The sequence below is a fragment of the Micromonospora sp. NPDC002389 genome (genome assembly GCF_040296095.1).
Classification (GTDB): domain Bacteria; phylum Actinomycetota; class Actinomycetes; order Mycobacteriales; family Micromonosporaceae; genus Micromonospora.
On the sequence record NZ_JBEOWP010000001.1, the window covers coordinates 327,896 to 347,010 of the forward strand.

Annotated in this window: 14 protein-coding genes; 7 read left to right on the top strand and 7 right to left on the bottom strand. The window is 72.3% G+C overall.

Translation table 11 applies throughout. The features are described from left to right. Positions 1 to 36: 36 nt before the first annotated feature. Complete coding sequence (locus ABT008_RS01500; protein ID WP_502890312.1) at positions 37 to 1,452, bottom strand: MFS transporter; 1,416 nt, start codon at positions 1,450 to 1,452, stop codon at positions 37 to 39. On the opposite strand from ABT008_RS01500, the gene ABT008_RS01505 reads away from it, so the two are divergent. From ABT008_RS01505 to valS, 3 genes are read left to right on the top strand one after another with little or no spacing between them, the layout of a single operon-like run. Beyond that, entirely contained in the window at positions 1,356 to 3,290 is a 1,935-nt protein-coding gene (locus ABT008_RS01505; RefSeq protein ID WP_502890313.1) for an ABC transporter ATP-binding protein, read from the top strand. The genes ABT008_RS01500 and ABT008_RS01505 overlap by 97 nt on opposite strands. Further along, on the top strand, positions 3,287 to 5,173 hold the full coding sequence (locus ABT008_RS01510; protein ID WP_502890314.1) for an ABC transporter ATP-binding protein: 1,887 nt from the start codon (positions 3,287 to 3,289) through the stop codon (positions 5,171 to 5,173). The genes ABT008_RS01505 and ABT008_RS01510 overlap by 4 nt, the downstream gene beginning before the upstream one ends. A gap of 45 nt (positions 5,174 to 5,218) precedes the next feature. Beyond that, entirely contained in the window at positions 5,219 to 7,783 is a 2,565-nt protein-coding gene (gene valS, locus ABT008_RS01515; RefSeq protein ID WP_350692693.1) for a valine--tRNA ligase, read from the top strand. A 178-nt stretch (positions 7,784 to 7,961) separates the two neighbouring features. Here valS and ABT008_RS01520 read toward each other — a convergent pair whose 3' ends face one another. The 4 genes from ABT008_RS01520 to ABT008_RS01535 are packed head-to-tail and all read right to left on the bottom strand — an operon-like array spanning position 7,962 to position 11,410. Beyond that, positions 7,962 to 8,672 (bottom strand): ABC transporter permease, encoded by a 711-nt coding sequence (locus ABT008_RS01520; RefSeq protein WP_350692694.1) that lies wholly within the window; start codon positions 8,670 to 8,672, stop codon positions 7,962 to 7,964. Then, positions 8,672 to 9,625 carry an ABC transporter ATP-binding protein gene (locus ABT008_RS01525; RefSeq protein ID WP_350692695.1) on the bottom strand — a complete coding sequence of 318 codons (954 nt, stop codon included), beginning with the start codon at positions 9,623 to 9,625 and terminating at the stop codon, positions 8,672 to 8,674. Before ABT008_RS01525 ends, ABT008_RS01520 begins: the two co-directional genes overlap by 1 nt. Further along, the gene (locus ABT008_RS01530; protein WP_350692697.1) at positions 9,622 to 10,503 is read right to left on the bottom strand and encodes an ABC transporter permease; all 882 of its coding nucleotides are present in this window, start codon (positions 10,501 to 10,503) and stop codon (positions 9,622 to 9,624) included. Before ABT008_RS01530 ends, ABT008_RS01525 begins: the two co-directional genes overlap by 4 nt. Next, positions 10,496 to 11,410, bottom strand: a complete 915-nt coding sequence (locus tag ABT008_RS01535) for an ABC transporter ATP-binding protein (RefSeq protein ID WP_350692698.1) — start codon at positions 11,408 to 11,410, stop codon at positions 10,496 to 10,498. The genes ABT008_RS01530 and ABT008_RS01535 overlap by 8 nt, the downstream gene beginning before the upstream one ends. A gap of 292 nt (positions 11,411 to 11,702) precedes the next feature. Here ABT008_RS01535 and ABT008_RS01540 point away from each other — a divergent pair, with 292 nt between their 5' ends. The 4 genes from ABT008_RS01540 to galT all read left to right on the top strand — a co-directional run bounded on the left by ABT008_RS01540 (position 11,703) and on the right by galT (position 16,853). Next, on the top strand, positions 11,703 to 13,262 hold the full coding sequence (locus tag ABT008_RS01540; protein ID WP_350692699.1) for a glycosyltransferase family 2 protein: 1,560 nt from the start codon (positions 11,703 to 11,705) through the stop codon (positions 13,260 to 13,262). 108 nt (positions 13,263 to 13,370) lie between these two features. Further along, entirely contained in the window at positions 13,371 to 14,900 is a 1,530-nt protein-coding gene (cysC, locus tag ABT008_RS01545) for an adenylyl-sulfate kinase (RefSeq protein WP_350692701.1), read from the top strand. 91 nt (positions 14,901 to 14,991) lie between these two features. Beyond that, positions 14,992 to 15,780 carry a DeoR/GlpR family DNA-binding transcription regulator gene (locus ABT008_RS01550; RefSeq protein ID WP_350692703.1) on the top strand — a complete coding sequence of 263 codons (789 nt, stop codon included), beginning with the start codon at positions 14,992 to 14,994 and terminating at the stop codon, positions 15,778 to 15,780. Next, positions 15,777 to 16,853: a galactose-1-phosphate uridylyltransferase gene (gene galT / locus ABT008_RS01555; protein WP_350692704.1), complete on the top strand. Its 1,077-nt coding sequence runs from the start codon at positions 15,777 to 15,779 to the stop codon at positions 16,851 to 16,853. The genes ABT008_RS01550 and galT overlap by 4 nt, the downstream gene beginning before the upstream one ends. A gap of 455 nt (positions 16,854 to 17,308) precedes the next feature. Here the strand turns inward: galT and ABT008_RS01560 are convergent, their stop codons facing one another. Then, a complete protein-coding gene (locus tag ABT008_RS01560) occupies positions 17,309 to 18,526 on the bottom strand; it encodes an NADP-dependent isocitrate dehydrogenase (protein ID WP_117226137.1) in 1,218 nt (405 codons plus the stop codon). Positions 18,527 to 18,688: 162 nt separating this feature from the next. After that, positions 18,689 to 19,087: a VOC family protein gene (locus ABT008_RS01565; protein ID WP_350692707.1), complete on the bottom strand. Its 399-nt coding sequence runs from the start codon at positions 19,085 to 19,087 to the stop codon at positions 18,689 to 18,691. Positions 19,088 to 19,115 lie beyond the last annotated feature (28 nt).

The following is a 19,115-nucleotide window of genomic DNA, read 5'->3' on the forward strand; positions in this document are numbered from 1 at the left end:
GGCCCCGCGCGCCGGCCTGATCGGGGGCCGTCGGAGTCACGGGCGAGCAGGCGGCACCAACCCGGGTCGGGTCCACAGGACGACAGCCCCGGTCACTACCACGGCGGCGGCGAACACGAAGGTTGCGCTCGTTCCGGTCCGTTCGACGAGCACTCCGGCCAGCGCTCCGCCGGCACCGAAGCCGGCGGTGTTCGCGGCGCCGAGCCAGGTGAAGGACTGCACCGCCCGACCCGGCGGGGCCACCTCGTCGCAGAGCAGGAAGGTGACCGCGAATGCCGGTGCCATGGCAAGTCCCGCGACCACCGCCAGGGCACTCAGCATGACGACACCGTCGGCCAGGGCGAGCATCCCGACCCCCAGGGCGATGGCGGGCAGCAGCAGGCGCAACTGGCGTACGCTGCTGCGCCGCCATCGCCCGGCACCGTAGATCGCACCGCCCAGCAGGCTGCCGGTGGCGAACGCGGCCAGCGACACCCCGGAGAGGTGAGCGACGCCCCGCTCCTCGGCGAAGGCCGGGACGACGACCTGAAGCACACCGAGGACGACGCTGATGCTCGCCACCACGAACATCAGCGTCCAGATCGCCGACGAACGCGGGGTCGTCGCATGTCGCGGTCGGTCGGTGCCGCCGCGCCAGCGACCCACCGCCGGTGCGGCCGCGTACCAGCCGGTGCCGACGACACCGATCACCGCCAGCGCGGCGAGCGCCCCACCGGGTGACACCAGTGCCACCAGGACGGATACGACGAGCGGGCCGACGATCGCGGTCAACTCCTGTGCGTTGGCCTCCACCGCGTAGGCCGCCGGCCGCAGTCGTCGATCGGTCAGTCCGGGCAGCAGTGCCCGCAGCGCCGCTGCCTGCGCGGGCAGCGTCAGCCCGACCACCGCCGCGACCAGGAGGATCACCGGCGTCGGCGCGGCGACCTGAACGACCGCGACGAGACCGAGCAGCGCCAGGCTGTTGCCCGCCGCCGTGAACAGCAGAACGCGTTGGCCACGGCGGTCGAGCAACCAGCCGTGCGCCGGCCGGGACAGCGCGGCGGCCAGGCCGAAGGCCCCGGTGGCGAGACCCGCCAGTGTGAACGAGCCGGTGCCGTGCCCCACCGTCAGGACCATGGCCAGCGGTGTCCCGCCGTCCCTCAACCGCGCGACGAACGCTGCGGCGACAGCCCTGGCGACCGCCGGGCAGCCGAACAACTGACGATAGTTCTCGATGAAGGCGATCGCTCCATCGTGACAGTCGGACCGGACGCCCGCAGCCGTGACTCCTCGCCTGTGGACAACCGTCCGACAGGGCAAGATGGCTGACAACAAGCCGACACCGGCGACCCGGCTTTTGCCGCTACCGTCGGGTAGTGGCTGCGGGGAGCGACAGCGGCCCGACCGACCGGGGCGAGGTCGGGCGACATCCGCTGCACAACCTGTGGCGGCTGCGCCGCTACCTGCGCCCACACTCCACCGAGTTCGCCTGGCTGATGCTGGCCGGGCTCGCCGCCACCGGCGCGGGCATCGCCGTGCCGCTGGTGGCACAGCGGGTGGTCGACGGTCCGGTGGCCGCGCAGGACTTCCGGGGGTTGCTCAGGCTCGGCGCGCTCGCGCTGGCGCTCGGGCTGGCCGAAGCCGTGCTCATCTTCATCCGGCGCTGGGTGCAGTCGTCGTCCTCGGTGGCGATGGAGGCGACCATCCGCGCCGACGTCTACGCCCACCTGCAACGGCTTCCGGCCAGCTTCCACGACCGGTGGCCCTCCGGGCAGTTGCTGTCCCGGATCACCAGCGATCTGTCCGTGCTACGCCGGTTCCTCTCCTTCGGACTGTTCTTCCTCGTCCTCAACGTGGTCACCTACCTGGTCGTGGTGGTGCTGCTGATCCGGCTGCACCCGGTCCTGGGACTGCTGGTGGCGGCCAGCGCGGTGCCGCTGTTCCTGATCGCCCGACGCTTCGGCCGGCACTACCACACCGCGTCCCGGCGGATGCAGGACCAGCAGGGCGACGTCGCCACGCTGGTCGAGGAGACCGCGCAGGGCCTGCGCACCATGAAGGCGTACGGGCGGGGGCCGCAGTTGGCGGCACGGTTCGCGGGCGGCACCCGGGCGTTGCACGACACCGGGGTGGGCAAGGGGCGGCTGCTCGCCCGTACCTCCGCGCTGCTCGACCTGGTGCCCAACCTGACGCTCGGCGTGGTGCTGGTCGCCGGTGCGGCGGCGGTCGCCACCGGGCGGCTCACCATCGGCCAGCTCGTCGCGTTCGTCAGCCTCCAACTCATGCTGATCTGGCCGGTGCAGTCGCTGGGTTGGATCATCGCCAACGGGCAGGAGGCGGCCACCGCCGCCGACCGTATCCAGGAGGTGTTGGACACCGTACCGAGCATCGTCGACGCGCCCGGTGCGGTGGCCCTGGCCGGCCCGGCGGTGCGCGGGCGGCTGCGCTTCGAGGCGGTGACCTTTTGCTACCCGGGCAGCACCGCCGCCGTGCTGCGCGGCATCGACCTGTCCGTGGAGCCCGGCGAGACGCTTGCCGTGGTCGGTGCCACCGGCAGCGGCAAGAGCACGCTGTTGTCGCTGGTGCCACGGTTGCACGACGTGACGGGCGGCCGGATCACCCTGGATGGTCACGATCTGCGTGACCTGCGGCTGGCCTCGCTGCGCGGGCTGGTCGGGATGGCCTTCGAGGAGCCGACGCTCTTCTCCATGTCGGTCTGGGAGAACCTCACCCTGGGTCGGCCCGACGCCGGGGAGGACGAGGTCCGGGCGGCACTCACGCTGGCCCAGGCCGAGTTCGCGTACGACCTGCCGTGGGGTCTGCGGACCCGGCTCGGCGAGCAGGGGCTCTCCCTCTCCGGTGGCCAGCGGCAGCGGCTGGCGCTGGCCCGGGCGGTGCTCGTCCGGCCCGCCGTCCTCGTCCTCGACGATCCGCTCTCCGCGCTCGACGTGCACACCGAGGCGCTTGTCGAGTCCGCGTTGAAGCGGGTGCTGCGCGACACCACCGCGCTGCTGGTGGTGCACCGGCCGTCCACCATCGCGCTCGCCGACCGGGTCGCGCTGCTGGAGCAGGGCCGGATCACCGCGGTCGGTCCGCACGCCGAACTGCTGGCCACGGTCCCGGCGTACCGGGCGGTGCTCTCGGCCGAGCCGACAGGACTGGCCGACCCGACAGGACTGGCCGAACCGACAGGACTGGCCGAACCGGCCAAAGCGACCGGAGCGACCGGCCCGACCGCTCCGACTACACCGCCGCCGCCCCGAGCGCCCGCCGACCCGGCACCCGACGGCTCACCGCTGGTGCGCTCGTGACCGGGGCCGTCGGACCCGACCCGGCCGCGCCTGCACCGACGATCTCCGACCCGGCCCACTGGCGGGGCATCGCCCCCGACCCGCACGCCGACCGCAGCCTGGCCGAGGACACCAGCCCGGAGGCGGTGGCCCGGTTGCGGGCCCGCAGCCGGGCGCTGCTGGCCGACGTGCTGCGCCCGCACCACGCCCGGCTGGGCGCCGCGGTGGCGCTGCTGCTGACCCAGAACGCCGCCGCCATGTCCGGGCCGTACCTGGTGATGCTCGGCATCGACCGGGCCATCGAACCGCTGCGCGAGGGTCGGCCCGGCCCGCTGGTCGCGGTCGCCCTGGCCTTCGCCGCCGCGAGCGGCACCGAGTACGCGGCCCGGCGCGGCTTCCTCGCCCTCTCCGCCCGGATCGGCCAGGCCGCCCTGCTCGACCTGCGCCAGCGGGTGTACGCCCACTTCCTGCGCCTGCCGGTGGCGTTCCACGAGCGGTACACCTCCGGCCGGATGATCTCGCGCCTGACCAGCGACATCGACTCGATCGCCGAGTTGGTCGACGGAGGTGTGGAGAGCCTGGTGATGGCGGCCCTGACGATCGTGTCGGTGGCCGGCATCCTGCTCTGGCTGGACCTGCCGCTGGCGGCGGTGACCCTGCTCGCCTTCCCGCTGCTGTTCTGGCTGTCCCGCTGGTTCGCCCGCGCCTCGGCCGCCGCATACCGTCGCACCCGAGAGGCGATGGCGCTGGTCATCGTGCACTTCGTGGAGTCGATGCGCGGTATCCGGGCGGTCCAGGCGTATCGCCGGCAGGAGCGCAACCAGCAGATCTTCGCCTCGGTCAACGACGACTACCAGCACAGCAGCCGACATGCCTTCCGCCTGATCGCGACGTACTCGCCGGGGATCAAGCTGATCGGCAACGTCACCGTCGCGGTGGTGCTCTGCTACGGCGGCGCCCGGGTGCTGGGCGGTGAGACCGGCGTCGGTGTGCTGGCCGCCTTCCTGCTCTATCTGCGCCGGTTCTTCGAGCCGATGCAGGAGCTGAGCCAGTTCTACAACTCGCTCCAGTCGGCCACCGCCGCGCTGGAGAAGCTCGCCGGGGTGCTCGACGAGCGGCCGGAGGTCGCCGAACCCGCGCAGCCGGTGCCGCTGCCGCGCGGGCCGACCCGGGGCGCGGTGGAGTTCCGGGACGTGTCGTTCGGCTACCACACCGGGCGGGAGATCCTGACCGACCTGGACCTCGACATTCCCGCCGGGCAGACGGTGGCGCTGATCGGGCCGACCGGTGCCGGCAAGTCCACCGTCGCCAAGCTGCTCGCCCGGTTCCACGACCCGACCGGAGGCACGGTCAGCCTCGACGGCGTGGACCTGCGCCAGGTGGCCGACACCGAGCTGCGGCGCACGATGGTGCTGGTCACCCAGGAGACCCACCTGTTCGGTGGCACGGTGGCGGAGAACATCCGGTTCGGTCGGCCGGACGCCGACGACGCCGCCGTCGAGGCCGCCGCGCGGGCGATCGGCGCGCACGACTTCATCGCCGCGCTTCCCGACGGGTACGCCACCGAGGTGCACCGACGCGGCGGCCGACTCTCCGCCGGGCAGCGGCAGCTCGTCGCGTTCGCGCGGGCCTTCCTGGCCGATCCGGCGGTGCTGATCCTGGACGAGGCCACCTCGTCGCTGGACGTCCCCACCGAGCGCCTGGTGCAGCGGGCGCTCGGCACCATCCTGCGCGACCGTACGGCGGTGGTGATCGCGCACCGGCTCTCCACGGTGGAGACCGCCGACCGGGTCCTGGTCCTCGACGGCGGGCGGATCGTCGAGGACGGTCCCCCGGCCCGGCTGGTCGCCGAGGGTGGCCGGTACGCCGCGCTGCACCGCCAGTGGCGCGAGTCGCTGCTCTAGATATTCCGGTGACCGCCCACCTGGTCCCCCGCCTACCATCGACGGATGACTGATACGGCGAGGACGGCCCGCAACGGCGTCCCCGAGCGTCCGACCCTGGACGGGCTCGAGGAGACCTGGTCGCGCCGCTGGCAGGAGGACGGCACGTACGCGTTCGACCGCACGAAGGAGCGGTCGGACGTATACGCGATCGACACCCCGCCGCCGACCGTATCCGGCGAGCTGCACATGGGGCACGTCTTCTCGTACACGCACACCGACCTGGTCGCCCGCTTCCAGCGGATGCGGGGCCGGACGGTCTTCTATCCGATCGGGTGGGACGACAACGGCCTGCCCACCGAGCGACGGGTGCAGAACGTCTACGGCGTGCGCTGCGACCCGAGCCTGCCGTACGACCCGGAGTGGCAGGCACCGCAGGCGCCGGTGGACGACGCCGCCCGCAAGGACCCGACCCCGATCTCCCGGCGCAACTTCATCGAGCTGTGCGAACGGCTGACCGTCTCGGACGAGCAGGTGTTCGAGGCGTTGTGGCGGCGGCTGGGGCTCTCGGTGGACTGGTCGCTGATGTACACCACGATCGGGTCGGCGGCCCGGGCCACCTCGCAGCGGGCCTTCCTGCGCAACCTGGCCCGGGGCGAGGCGTACCAGGCGGAGGCGCCGACGCTGTGGGACGTCGGTTTCGCCACCGCCGTGGCCCAGGCCGAGCTGGAGGACCGGGAGCGCCCCGGCGCGTACCACCGGCTGCGGTTCCACGGGCCGGACGGGCGCGAGGTGCTGATCGACACCACCCGGCCGGAGCTGCTGCCGGCCTGCGTCGCGCTGGTCTGCCACCCGGACGACGAGCGGTACGCCGACCTGGTCGGCACGACGGTGCGTACGCCCGTCTTCGGGGTGGAGGTGCCGGTGCGCGCACACCCGCTGGCGGACCCGGCCAAGGGCACCGGCGTCGCGATGGTCTGCACCTTCGGTGACCTCACCGACGTGACCTGGTGGCGGGAACTGGACCTGGAGACCCGGGTGGTGATCGGCCGCGACGGGCGGCTGCTGCCGGAACCACCGTCCGGGGTGCCCGACGGCCCGTACGCGGAGCTGGCCGGGCAGACCGTCAACGGAGCCCGGCGGCGTCTCGTGGAGCTGCTCTCCGACGCGGGTGACCTGGTCGGCGACGTGCGACCGATCACGCATCCGGTGAAGTTCTACGAGCGGGGTGACCGGCCGCTGGAGATCGTCTCGACCCGGCAGTGGTATCTGCGCAACGGTGGCCGCGACGCCGACCTGCGCGAGGCGCTGCTGGCCCGGGGGCGAGAGCTGCGCTGGGTGCCGGAGCACATGCGGCACCGCTACGAGCACTGGGTGAGCGGCCTGACCGGGGACTGGCTGGTCAGCCGGCAGCGATTCTTCGGCGTGCCGGTGCCGGTGTGGTACCGGCTCGACGACGTTGGCGAGCCGGACTGGTCCCACCCTCTCACGCCGGAGGACTCCGCGCTGCCGATCGACCCGTCCGAGGACGCCCCACCGGGGTACGACGAGTCACAGCGCGGCGTGCCGGGCGGCTTCGTCGGCGACCCGGACGTGCTGGACACCTGGGCCACCTCGTCGCTGACCCCGCAGATCGCCGGCGGCTGGGAACGTGACCCGGAGCTGTTCCGGAAGGTCTTCCCGATGGACCTGCGCCCGCAGGGCCAGGAGATCATCCGGACCTGGCTGTTCGCCACCGTGGTGCGGGCGCACCTGGAGCACGGCACGCTGCCCTGGCACACCGCCGAGCTGTCCGGCTGGATCCTCGACCCGGACCGCAAGAAGATGTCCAAGTCCAAGGGGAACGTGGTGACCCCGATGGCGTTGCTTGCGCAGCACGGCTCCGACGCCGTGCGCTACTGGTCGGCCAACGGCCGGCCCGGCACCGACCTGGCGTTCGACCCGGCCCAGATCAAGGTCGGTCGGCGGCTCGCCACCAAGCTGCTCAACGCGTCGCGGTTCGCGCTCGGGCTCGGTGCCGCCGACGCCCTGCGCGCCCCGGCGACCACCCCACTTGACCGGGCGGTGCTGGCCGAACTGGCGTCCGTGGTGGCGGCGGCGACCGCCTCGTTCGAGGCGTACGACCACACGGCCGCGTTGCAGGCCACCGAGTCGTTCTTCTGGCGGTTCTGCGACGACTACATCGAGTTGGTGAAGGAACGCGCCTACGGCACGGGTGCCGGGGCGGACTCGGCCCGGGCGACGCTGGCCACCGCGCTCTCCGTGCAGCTCCGGCTCTTCGCACCGGTGCTGCCGTACGCGACCGAGGAGGTGTGGTCCTGGTGGCGGTACGGGTCGGTGCACCGGGCGCCGTGGCCCACCACGTACGAGGTGAACCGGGCCGTCCAGGGCGAGGGTGACCCGGCGCTGCTGCGGCTGGCGTCCGACGCGTTGGGGCAGGTCCGGCGGGCCAAGTCCGAGCGGAAACTGTCGATGAAGGCCGAGGTGCCGCTGGCCGAGGCGCTCGGTCCGGCCGCCCTGCTCGACCAGCTCACCGAGGTCGCCGACGACCTACGGGCGGCGGGCCGGATCGGCAAACTCGACCTGCTGCCGGACCGCACCACCGAACTCGTCATCGCCTGCGCCTTCTGAGTTGCAGCAAGGCTGCGATGTAAGGAAGGGCTGCGTTGTAAGGAAGGGCCCCCTGTTAACGCCTGGTGTATAGAAAGGGCCCCCTGTTAACAACCGGCCGGCACGGGTCCGCCGGGACTGTTAACAGGGGGCCCCTCCTATGCCGGAGTCGTTAATAAGGGGCCCTTCCTTACATCCGTCAGCTGGTTTCGCCGGCTACCGAGAAGGAGCGCAGGCGGTCGATGGCGAGCAGCGTGAAGCCGATGCTGACCAGCACCGTCATCACCGCCGCCACCGGCACGGAGACCGTGGTGTTGAGCAGCGCGGTCGGGGCGAGCTTGTCGGCGATGGCGATCACGTAGTGCTGGATGGAGAGCACCCGCGTGCCGGTGACCACGTTGCTGAGCAGCCCCTCCCAGATCAGCACGTAGACCAGGCCGAGCAACACCGGCCGCCGGGTGAGCAGGCTGCTCGCCACGAACAGCGCCGAGTAGGCCAGCGCTCCGATCGCCGCGGCGACGGCGAGCGCCAGACCGAGGCGGGCCGAGTCGGCCAGCAGGCCGGCGGCGAACAGCGGCACCGCCACGGTGACGGCGGTGGCCCCGGCCGCCACCGCAAGCTTCGGCAGCACGATCTGCCAGCGCGGCAGCGGCGTGGTGAGCACGTGCACCACCGTGCCGTCGTCGATCTCGGCACCGAGCACGCCGGTGCCGACGATCAGCGCGATCACCGGCAGCACCACGGCCAGGCCGAGGCCGACCAGCACCGGCGGCCCCCAGTCGGTGGGCGCCACCCCCAGACCACGGGAGAGTACGGCCAGCGCCACCAGCAGGACGGGCAGCGGCAGCAGCAACAGGAACCGACGGCGACCGAACAGCCCGCGCGCGGTGATCCAGGAGACAGTGGACATCAGGCCTCCACCAGGTAGGAGAAGACGCTCTCCAGGGATTCGTCCTCGGGCACGAGCTGGCTGACGCGTACGCCCCGGGCCAGCGCCACCTTCGGCAGCGCCCGGGTGAACGAGCCGTAGTCGCCAGCGCGTACGGTCAGGCCGTTGCGGCCCAGCTCGACGCCGCTGACCGAGGGTTCGGCCATCAGCGCGACGGCCAGCGCCCGGTCGTCGGTGGAGCGGATCGCGAACACGTGCGGCCGGTTGGTCATCAGGCGGCGGATGGTGCGGAAGTCACCGGAGGCGGCGAGCCGGCCGGCGACCATCACCTGCACGGTGCCGGAGACCTGCTCGACCTCCTCCAGGATGTGCGAGCTGAACAGGATGGTGCGGCCCGCGTCGCCGAGCGAGTGCAGCAGCTCCATCATGTGCAGCCGCTGGCGCGGGTCCATGCCGTTGAACGGCTCGTCGAGCAGCAACACCTGCGGCTCGTGTACCAGCGCCGCCGCCACCCGGGCCCGCTGCCGCATGCCCTTGGAGTACGTGCCGATGCGGCGGTCCTGCGCGCCCTCCATCTCGACCATGGCGATCGCCCGGCGGGCCGCCTCCGGTGGATCGGGCAGCTTGTGCATCTTGGCGGTAGCCAGCACGAACTCGTAGGCGGTGAGGAACGAGTGCACCGCCTCCCGCTCGCTGACCAGCCCGAGCCGGCGGTAGACCTCGGGGTTGCGCCAGGTGGGCCGCCCGTCCAGGGTGACCGCGCCACGGGACGGGGCGAGGAAGCCGGCCATCATGTGCAGCAGCGTGGTCTTGCCGGCCCCGTTCGGCCCGAGCAGGCCGGTCACCCCGGGGCCGAGGGACATGCTGACGTCGTTGACGGCGACCACGTTGCCGTACCAGCGGGAGACCCCGGCCAGGTCGAGGCTGCTGGTGGTGGTGGCCGTCGGCGCGGCGGCGGAGGAGGTCGTGGTCATCGTGCGGCCACCTTCCGGTAGCGGGCCAGCAGCAGGGCGACGCAGCCGGCCACGAGCGCGACGGCGGCCACGGCGTACACCGGGCCGAACGGGCCGAGGTCGGGCACGAAGGCGTCCTGATCGGTGATCAACAGGTCGCGCAGCGTCCAGACGCCGACGCCCTGCACCAGAGTGGACGGGGAGGCGAGACCGGAGAGCTGGTTGGCCGCCTGCGAGGGCAGGATCGACATGGTGCCGACGATCGGCGTGGTCATCAGGAAGACCGCGACGATGCCACCGGCGGCGAAGGCCCGCTTGCCGGTCAGCGAGGCGACCAGCAGGCCGATCGAGGCGAAGACCGCCGCCCAGAGACCGGCGTAGAGCAGCCCGCCGACCAGGTCCACGAACTCGTCCCAGACTGCGCCGGGACCGTCCAGCGTGAACGCGGCACCGAGGAACATGAAGAGCTGCGGCGCACCGAGCAGCAGCCAGAGCGAGGTGACCAGGGCGAGCAGCTTGGCCAGCGGGTAGTCGGCGCGGGGCAGCGGCCGGGAGAAGTACAGCGGCAGCACGCCGCTGCGCAGGTCCCGGGAGACCAGCTCGGGCGCGGCCACCGCGACGAAGAACAGGACCAGCCAGCTCATGTTGTCGGCGAACTGCGCGTAGGTCATCACGACCTCGCCGAACTGGGCACGCATCGCGGTGGCGGCGACGGCCACCATGAGCACGATGCCGACCACCAGCCAGGGAAAGATCTTCGCCTTGGCGCTGCGGCCCAACCCGAAGGCGGTGCGTACGCCGTGCAGGTAGAGCGATCCGAAGACGTAGCGGCGTCCGAGCCGGGGGCCGGTGTACCGCTGGTAGCCGATGTCGTGGATGACGCCGGTCGGCTCAGGCATGGGTGCTCTCCCTTCGGGAGAAGAGTTCGGAGACCCGGTGTCGACGCTGGTCCAACCGGTGCAGCGGCAGGTCCAGTTCGGCCACCGCACCGAGGATCAGGTCGTAGGTGCCGTCGTCGGCGAGCGGGACCAGGAGCAGTTGCCCCTCCCGGCTCACCGGCAGGTCGAGCGCGGTCAGCCGGGCGGCCAGGTCGTCGGTGCCCTCGCTCACCTCGACGGCGAGCACGTCGGTGGCCGAGGTCATCGCGGCGATGTGGTCGGCACGCAGCAGCCGTCCGCCGTCGATCGCGACCAGCGTGTCGCAGATCCGCTCGACCTCGCCGAGCAGGTGCGAGCAGACCAGCACGGAGATGCCGAACTCGGTGCCGATCCGGTGCACCAGGGCCAGCATCGCGTCCCGGCCGGCCGGGTCGAGACCGTTGGTGGGCTCGTCGAGCAGCAGCAGGTCGGGGTCGTGCACCAGCGCCTGGGCGAGCTTGACCCGCTGCTTCATGCCGGTGGAGTAGCCGCCCACCGGGCGGTGCCGCTCCTCGTGCAGCCCGACGTGCCGCAGCGCCTCGGAGGCGCGTTCGCGCGCCACCGTGCGGGGCAGGCCGCTGATCCGCCCGAGGTGGGTGACCAGTTCGGCGCCGGACAGGTCGGGCGGCAGGCAGTCGTGCTCCGGCATGTAGCCGACCCGGGCGCGTACCGCCGCGGGGTCGGTGGTGGGGTCGAGGCCGAGTACGCGTACCTGGCCACTGGTCGGGGCGAGCAGGCCGAGCAGGAGCTTGATCAGCGTCGACTTGCCGGCGCCGTTGGCGCCGACGAGCCCGACTATTCCTGGCTCCACCGCTACCGTCAGCTCGGACAGTGCGGTGACCCCGCCGCCGTAGACCTTCGTCAACGACTCGGTTGCGATCAGTGTCACGTCGACAGCCTAGAGAAGACGGGCAATGTTCCGGACCCCGGTGACCGCCCCTGTTTCCCCTGATCCTCCCCGGGTAGCTTCCCCCTAGGGTGAGCTACCACGCCCTCGACCCGCACCCTGCGACACCCTGACCCCGCGACACCCGCACCCCGCGACACCGGCGCGCCGGTGCCGGTTGCGTCCGCCGCGCCGAAAGAGGAGGATTCGAGCCCGCACGCTCCGTGATCGCGGCATTTGGTACACACTGGAGCACGCGATACGACAATCGGCCAAAGCGGGGGACAGGAGGGCGATGACGGTTGGCGGGCCCAAAGTAAGCGTGGTGGTGCCGGCATACAACGTCGGCGGGACCATCCAGACGCTCGTCGACTCCCTGCTGCGGCAGTCCATGCCGGCGACGGAGTTCGAGGTGATCTTCATCGACGACGGTTCGACCGACGACACCGGGGACCGGCTGGACGAGTTGGCCGCCGCGCACCCGCACATCCAGGTGCTGCACGTCGAGAACACCGGCTGGCCGTCGCGGCCGCGCAACCTCGGGGTCGCCCGGGCGCGCGGGGAGTACGTCCAGTTCGTCGACGACGACGACTGGCTCGCCGACGAGGCCCTGGAACGGCTGTACGCGTACGCCGTGCGGCACGACGCGGACATCGCGATCGGCAAGATGGTCGGCCACGGCCGGTCCGTGCCCCGGGAGTTGTTCCGGGTCGACCGCCCGCACGCCACGCTTGACGACGCCCCGCTGATCGACAGCCTGACCTGCCACAAGATGTTCCGTCGGGCCTTCCTGCTGAAGCACGACCTGCGGTTCCCGGAGGACCGGCGACGCCTGGAGGACCATCACCTGGTGACCCGGGCGTACCTGCTCGCCCGCCGGGTCAGCGTGCTGTCCGGCTACACCTGCTACCACCACGCCAAGCGGGCCGACGGTGGCAACCTGACCGCCACCCGGCTGGATCCGGCCGAGTACTTCGACAGCCTGCGCGCGGTGCTCGACATCGTCGACGCGCACGTGCCGCCGGGTCCGCTGCGCGACCGGTTGCACCGGCGGTGGCTGCGCAACGAGATGGTCGCCCGCCTGCGCGGCAAGCGGCTGCGGGATGCGCCACGGGACTGGGCCGACCAGGTCGTCGACGAGGTCCGCAGGACGATCCGGGAACGGTTCGCGCCGGGGGTCGCCGCCGCGCTGCCCGCGCTGCAACGGACCGTCGCCGGGCTCGCCGCCGAGGGCCGCGCCGAGGACCTGCACCGCCTGGCCGAGTGGGAGGCGGGCGTCCGTGCCGTCGTCCGCCTGACCGGGTACGAGCTGACCGGCTCGACGCTCGTCGTCACCCTGACCGGGCAACTACGCGACGGCGACGGGCCGATCGCGTTCTCCCATGCCGACGGGCGGGACCTGCTCGTCGTACCGGTCGAGGAGATCTCCGCCGACCTGCTCGACTGCACCAAGGAGCTGCGGCACGGCCGGCTGGACGTCGTCGCCCGGCGCGCCGGGGACGGCGTGGAGTTCCTCCTGCCGGTGCGGTTCGAGGTGAAGCGCGTCACCGCCGCCTCGGGTGGCCTGCACATGGTCTACCAGGGCACCGCGACGGTCGACGTCGACACGCTCGACGGCGGCCCGGACGCGGGTGAGTGGACCCTGAAGGCCCGGGTGACCTGTTCCGGCTGGACCAAGGGGGCGAAGGTGCCGCTGGCGGTGTCCGTCGGCGCCGACGGCCCGGTGGTGGTGGACAGGCGCCCGAGTCCGGCTCCCCCGCGGCAGCCGGAGAAGGTCGGCCTGTTGCGGCGGTTGCAGCGGGCGTTCGGCCGCCGTCCCGGTCCGACCGGACGCGGCGCGGTCGGCACCACCTGACCCTGGATCACTCACCGGGCCCGGCGGGCGCCGTGGGAGGAGTGGCGCTCTCGACCGATCGGCGACCGGCTGCGAAACTGTGTGCCGGTCGCCGGAGTTGGGGGTCTGATGAGCAACGGGTGGGTGCTGCCCGACGAGGTGCTGCGGGACGCGCCGACGTACACGCCGCGTCCCGGCGAGCTCGCGGATCTGGAGCTGTTGCTCACCGGTGCGTACGCACCGCTGGCCGGCTTCATGACCCGGGCCGACCTGGTCTCCGTCAGCCGCCGTGGTCGGCTCGTCGACGGCGCGCCGTGGCCGGTCGCGGTGACCCTCCAGGTGCCCACGACGCTGGCCCAGGGGCTCGACCTGCACGACCCGGACCGCCGCACGCTGGTGCTCACCGACGGCGAGGGAGCGCCGGTGGCGGCGCTGGAGGTGGCCGACGCCTGGCAGGTCCGGGACGGCGTGGCCGGGGTCGGCGGCGCTGTCCGCCGGCTCGGCGACGGCGGGCACGGTCCGTTCCAGCGGCTGCGTCGCCCGCCCGAGGAGATCCGGGCCATGCTGCCGCCCGGCCGGGTGCTCGGCGTGGTGGCCGACCGGCCGCTGCACCGGCCGCAACTGGCCCAGATCGCGCACGCGGTCCGCACGCTCAGCGCCCACCTGTTGATCATGATCCCGGTGGGCGAGGACGGCACCGGGGGCCTGTCCCCGGAGGCGCTGGTGCGCGGCGTCTTCGCCGCCCGCGACCGAATGCCGCCGGCCACCCTGGTCGCGGTGCCGTTCTCCCGGCGGCGGGACGAGATCAGCGACGCCCTGCTGCGGGCCCGGGTGTCCGCCGCGTACGGCGTCACCCACCTGCTCTCCACCGGTGAGATGCTCTCCGGCGCCGGGCTGCGGGTGCTGGTGCCCCGGGAACTCGCGTACGACAACCGGGACGGCCAGTGGCGCTGGCGCGAGGACATCCCGCCGCGCAACCGGCGGTTGGCGCTGACCCAGGCCGAGGTCGACGACCTGCTGGACCGGGGCTTCCCGCTGCCGGAGTGGCACACCCCGCCCGCGGTGGCGAAGGAGTTGACCCGGGCGCGGCCACCCCGGCGGCACCGGGGGCTGGTGGTCTTCCTCACCGGGCTCTCCGGCTCGGGCAAGTCGACGGTCGCCCGAGGTCTCGCCGACACCCTACGCGAGCAGGGCGAGCGTACGGTGACACTGCTCGACGGCGACGTGGTGCGCCGGGAGCTGACCGCCGGACTGGGCTTCAGCAGGGCCGACCGGGACACGAACGTGCGCCGGATCGGCTGGGTGGCCGCCGAGATCGCCCGGCACCGGGGCATCGCCATCTGCTGCCCGATCGCCCCCTACGCCCAGGCTCGGGCGATCGCCCGGGAGATGGCCGTGGCGGCGGGTGCCGGTTTCGTCCTGGTGCACGTGGCCACGCCGTTGCAGGTGTGCGAGCAACGCGACCGCAAGGGCCTGTACGCGCGGGCGCGGGCCGGTCTGCTCACCGGCATGACCGGCATCGACGACCCGTACGAGGAGCCGACCGACGCCGACCTGGTCCTCGACACCACGGATGTCGCGGTGGACGAGGCGGTGCACGCGGTCCTGCACCAGCTCACCGAGACCGGCTGGGTCGAGCCGCCCCGACCGGCGCTCTGACCCGGGGATCATCCTTTCGGGAGGTTGCCGACCCGCGCTATGTTTGCCCATGTTCGAAGATGTTCGTTGACGTGGGGCGCGGAGGGTGCCGATGCTCGCCCAACAACGCCAGGCGGCGATCCTGGACCGGGTCCGGGCGACCGGCGGGGTCCGCGTCGGTGAGCTGGCCGTCGAGTTCGGTGTCTCCGACATGACCATCCGACGCGACCTGGACCTGCTGCACGAGCGCGGCCTGCTGGCCAAGGTACACGGCGGCGCCACCGTCGCCGGCTCCACCGACGAGCCCGGCTTCCAGGCCAAGTCGGTGCGCCAGCAGGCCGAGAAGGCCGCCATCGCCACCCGTGCGGCACGGCTGGTGCACCCCGGCGCGGCGATCGCGCTCTCCGCCGGCACCACCACCGCCGAGCTGGCCCGACGGCTGGTCGACGTGCCGTCCCTGACCGTGGTGACCAACTCGCTGCCGGTCGCCGACATCCTGCACGACCAGGGCCGGGACGACCAGACGGTGGTGCTCACCGGCGGCGTGCGGACGCCGTCGGACGCGCTGGTCGGGCCGCTGGCCGTGGCGGCTGTCCGGTCCCTGCACCTGGACCTGCTCTTCCTCGGCGTCCACGGGGTCACCGACCGGGCAGGCTTCACCACGCCGAACCTGCTGGAGGCGGAGACCAACCGGGCCCTGGTGGCCGCCGCCGACCGGCTCGTGGTGCTCGCCGACCACACCAAGTGGGGCACCGTCGGCCTCTCGGCCATCGCCCCGCTGTCGGACGCGCACGTGCTGGTCACCGACGACCGGCTGGCTCCGGAGGCCCGTCGGCTGCTCGCCGACCGGGTCGGTGAGCTGCTCGTGGTGCCGGCGACCGGTCCCGGAGGGCTGCGATGAGGCGTACCGCGATCAGGCTGGCCGACGGCCGTGAACTGATCTACTTCGACGAGCGGGACGACGCCGTCCGGGACCAGCCGGACCGGCGCGACCTGCCCCCTCCCCCACCCGCCTCCCAACTCCGCTACGACCCACTCACCGACGAGTGGGTGGCGCTGGCGGTCCACCGGCAGACGCGGATCTTCCTTCCGTCGGCCGCCCAGTGCCCGCTCTGCCCCTCCACCGACGAGTGGTTCAGCGAGATCCCGGCACCCGACTATGACGTGGCGGTCTTCGAGAACCGTTTCCCGGCGCTGAGCGGCAACGTGGTCGACGAGCCCACCGAGATGACGCCGTTCACGGCGGTCCGGCCGGGGCAGGGGCGTTGCGAGGTGGTCTGTTTCACCGACGACCACCACGGCTCCTTCGCCGGTCTGCCGCCGCGCCGGGTCCGCACCGTGCTCGACGCGCTGGCCGACCGGACCGCCACGTTGGGCGAGTTGCCCGGCGTGGAGCAGGTGTTCTGCTTCGAGAACCGGGGGGTGGAGATCGGGGTGACCCTGCACCACCCGCACGGGCAGATCTACGCGTTCCCGTTCGTCACGCCGCGTACCCGGTCACTGTTGGGCGCGGCCCGCCGGCACGCGGAGCGCACCGGCGGTCGGAACCTCTACGCCGACGTGCTCGCCGCCGAACGCGCGGCCGGCGAGCGGGTGGTGGCCGGCAACGAGCACTGGACCGCGTACGTCCCCGCCGCCGCCCGCTGGCCGTTCGAGGTGCACCTCGCCCCGCACCGGCCGGTGCCCGACATCCCGGCGTTGAGCGAGGCCGAGCGGGACGCCTTCGGCCCGCTCTACCTGGACCTGCTGCGCCGCTTCGACGGCCTGTTCGACGCGCCGATGCCGTACATCGCCGCCTGGCACCAGGCACCGGTACGCGTCGACCGGGAGCTGGGCCACCTGCATCTGCAACTGTTCAGCGTGAGGCGGGCCGCGGACAAGCTGAAGTACCTGGCCGGCACGGAGTCCGCGATGGGCGTGTTCAGCAACGACATCGCCCCGGAGCAGGCCGCCGCCCGGCTCCGCGCCGTCTGACCTGGCACGGGGCCGGTCGGCGCGCACGGGGTCCGGGCCGACAGGAACGCGGTCGGCAGGAACGCAGCGGCAGCACGCGAAGGCCGGGAAGCAGGGCGCGGGGGGCCGGGAAGCAGGGCGCGGGGGGCCCGGGACAGGGCCCCCCGCGGGGAAGGGACGGCTGGCTGTCGTGACAGCCGAGGAAGGCTGGCTGCTGGGCACGCGTGCCGCGCGGCGGCGACGGTCAACCTTCCAGGACGGGACTGGCATCTCGTCCATCCTGGTCAACGAGGCGCGCCGGATCGGGTGACGCGGCACGGCGTGTCCCCCGCGCCGCGCCGGAGAGGGCCACGAGCCCGCAGAGGGCCACGAGCCCGCCGGAGACCGCGAGCCCGCCGAGGAGCACGAGCCCGCCGCAGCAGACCGCGAGCCCGCCGGCTGGTCGGCCGGCGGGCTCGCGGGATGCGGACGGGGACTCAGGCGGCCAGGCGGCGCGCCAGGTTCTCGTCGAGCGTGTTCATGAACTCGTCGGTGGTCTGCCACGGGGCGTCCCGCGAGATGAGCAGCGCCAGGTCCTTGGTCATCTGCCCGCTCTCGACGGTGGAGACGATGACCTGCTCCAGGGTGTTGGCGAACTCGGTGACCGCCGGGGTGCCGTCCAGCTTGCCCCGGTGGGCCAGGCCCCGGGTCCAGGCGTAGATCGAGGCGATCGGGTTGGTGGAGGTCTTCTCGCCCTTCTGCCACTGCCGGTAGTGCCGGGTGACGGTGCCGTGCGCGGCCTCGGCCTCGACGGTGCGACCGTCGGGCGAGAGCAGCACGGAGGTCATCAGACCGAGCGAGCCGAAGCCCTGCGCGACGGTGTCCGACTGCACGTCACCGTCGTAGTTCTTGCACGCCCAGACGTAGCCGCCCTCCCACTTGAGCGCGGCGGCGACCATGTCGTCGATGAGCCGGTGCTCGTAGGTCAGGCCCGCGGCGTCGAACTCCGCCTTGAACTCGTTCTCGAACACCTCGGCGAAGATGTCCTTGAACCGGCCGTCGTACGCCTTGAGGATGGTGTTCTTGGTGGACATGTAGACCGGGTAGCCGCGGTCCAGGCCGTAGCGGAACGAGGCCCGCGCGAAGTCCCGGATCGAGTCGTCGTAGTTGTACATGCCCATGGCGATGCCGCCGCCCGGGAAGTTGGCGATCTCCATCTCCACCGGGTCCGACCCGTCGGCCGGGGTGTAGGTGATGGTGACCGTGCCCGGGCCGGGGACCACGAAGTCGGTGGCGCGGTACTGGTCGCCGTGGGCGTGCCGGCCGATGATGATCGGCTTGGTCCAGCCCGGGACGAGCCGGGGCACGTTCGACATGATGATCGGCTCGCGGAAGACGACGCCGCCGAGGATGTTGCGGATGGTGCCGTTCGGCGACCGCCACATCTTCTTCAGCCCGAACTCCTCCACCCGGGCCTCGTCCGGGGTGATCGTGGCGCACTTGACGCCGACGCCGTGTTCCTTGATGGCGTTCGCGGCGTCGACGGTCACCTGGTCGTCGGTGGCGTCACGGTGCTGGATCGACAGGTCGTAGTAGTGCAGGTCGACGTCGAGGTAGGGCAGGATCAGCTGCTCGCGGATCTGCTTCCAGATGATCCGGGTCATCTCGTCGCCGTCGAGCTCTACGACCGGGTTGTTTACCTTGATCTTCGCCATCGGCCGGCGCTCCTCTCGGGGGACACATGCTCAAGCAGTACGAGCGTACTGGATCGGCCGGGACGGGGAACGCCGCGCCCACCGGTCGACCGTCCGACGGCAGGGAACGGCCTCCGGGCCCGACGGGAGTTACCCCGCCAGGCCCGGCGCATGCGCGGTGGATCAGTCGGCCTGCTCGGTGCCGTGCAGCCACTGGACCACCTGCAGGATCACCCCGTTGGGGTCGGCGATCTGGAAGAAACGCTCTCCCCAGGGCTCGGTCTGCAGCTCGGTGACGATCGGCACACCGGCGGCCTGGAGGCGGGCGTACTCGGTGTCGATGTCGTCCACCACGAACACGACGAGCACGCCCTCGGCCCGCTGATCCTTCAGGCTCGCGGGCTGAAGGCTGGCCAGGCCAGTACGCAGGAAGATCAGGTTGAAGCCGACCCCGTCCCGGGCCAGCGAGACGAACCCGTCGGCCGACATCTCCTCCCGGAACCCGAAGTGCTGCTTGACGAACTCGGCCGACGTCGTCACGTCCTCGACGTTGAGCGAGATGGCCGAAGCGGTGATCTGCATGCGCTCTCCCACCTTGCGGAAATTTACT

Excerpts from the sequence above, each read along its gene's own strand:
- ABT008_RS01540 (WP_350692699.1), top strand. The coding sequence starts at position 11,703 with ATGACGGTTGGCGGGCCCAAAGTAAGCGTGGTGGTGCCGGCATACAAC.
- ABT008_RS01520 (WP_350692694.1), bottom strand. The coding sequence starts at position 8,672 with ATGTCCACTGTCTCCTGGATCACCGCGCGCGGGCTGTTCGGTCGCCGT.
- cysC (WP_350692701.1), top strand. The coding sequence starts at position 13,371 with ATGAGCAACGGGTGGGTGCTGCCCGACGAGGTGCTGCGGGACGCGCCG.
- ABT008_RS01525 (WP_350692695.1), bottom strand. The coding sequence starts at position 9,625 with ATGACCACGACCTCCTCCGCCGCCGCGCCGACGGCCACCACCACCAGC.
- ABT008_RS01565 (WP_350692707.1), bottom strand. The coding sequence starts at position 19,087 with ATGCAGATCACCGCTTCGGCCATCTCGCTCAACGTCGAGGACGTGACG.
- ABT008_RS01560 (WP_117226137.1), bottom strand. The coding sequence starts at position 18,526 with ATGGCGAAGATCAAGGTAAACAACCCGGTCGTAGAGCTCGACGGCGAC.
- valS (WP_350692693.1), top strand. The coding sequence starts at position 5,219 with ATGACTGATACGGCGAGGACGGCCCGCAACGGCGTCCCCGAGCGTCCG.
- ABT008_RS01530 (WP_350692697.1), bottom strand. The coding sequence starts at position 10,503 with ATGCCTGAGCCGACCGGCGTCATCCACGACATCGGCTACCAGCGGTAC.
- ABT008_RS01550 (WP_350692703.1), top strand. The coding sequence starts at position 14,992 with ATGCTCGCCCAACAACGCCAGGCGGCGATCCTGGACCGGGTCCGGGCG.
- galT (WP_350692704.1), top strand. The coding sequence starts at position 15,777 with ATGAGGCGTACCGCGATCAGGCTGGCCGACGGCCGTGAACTGATCTAC.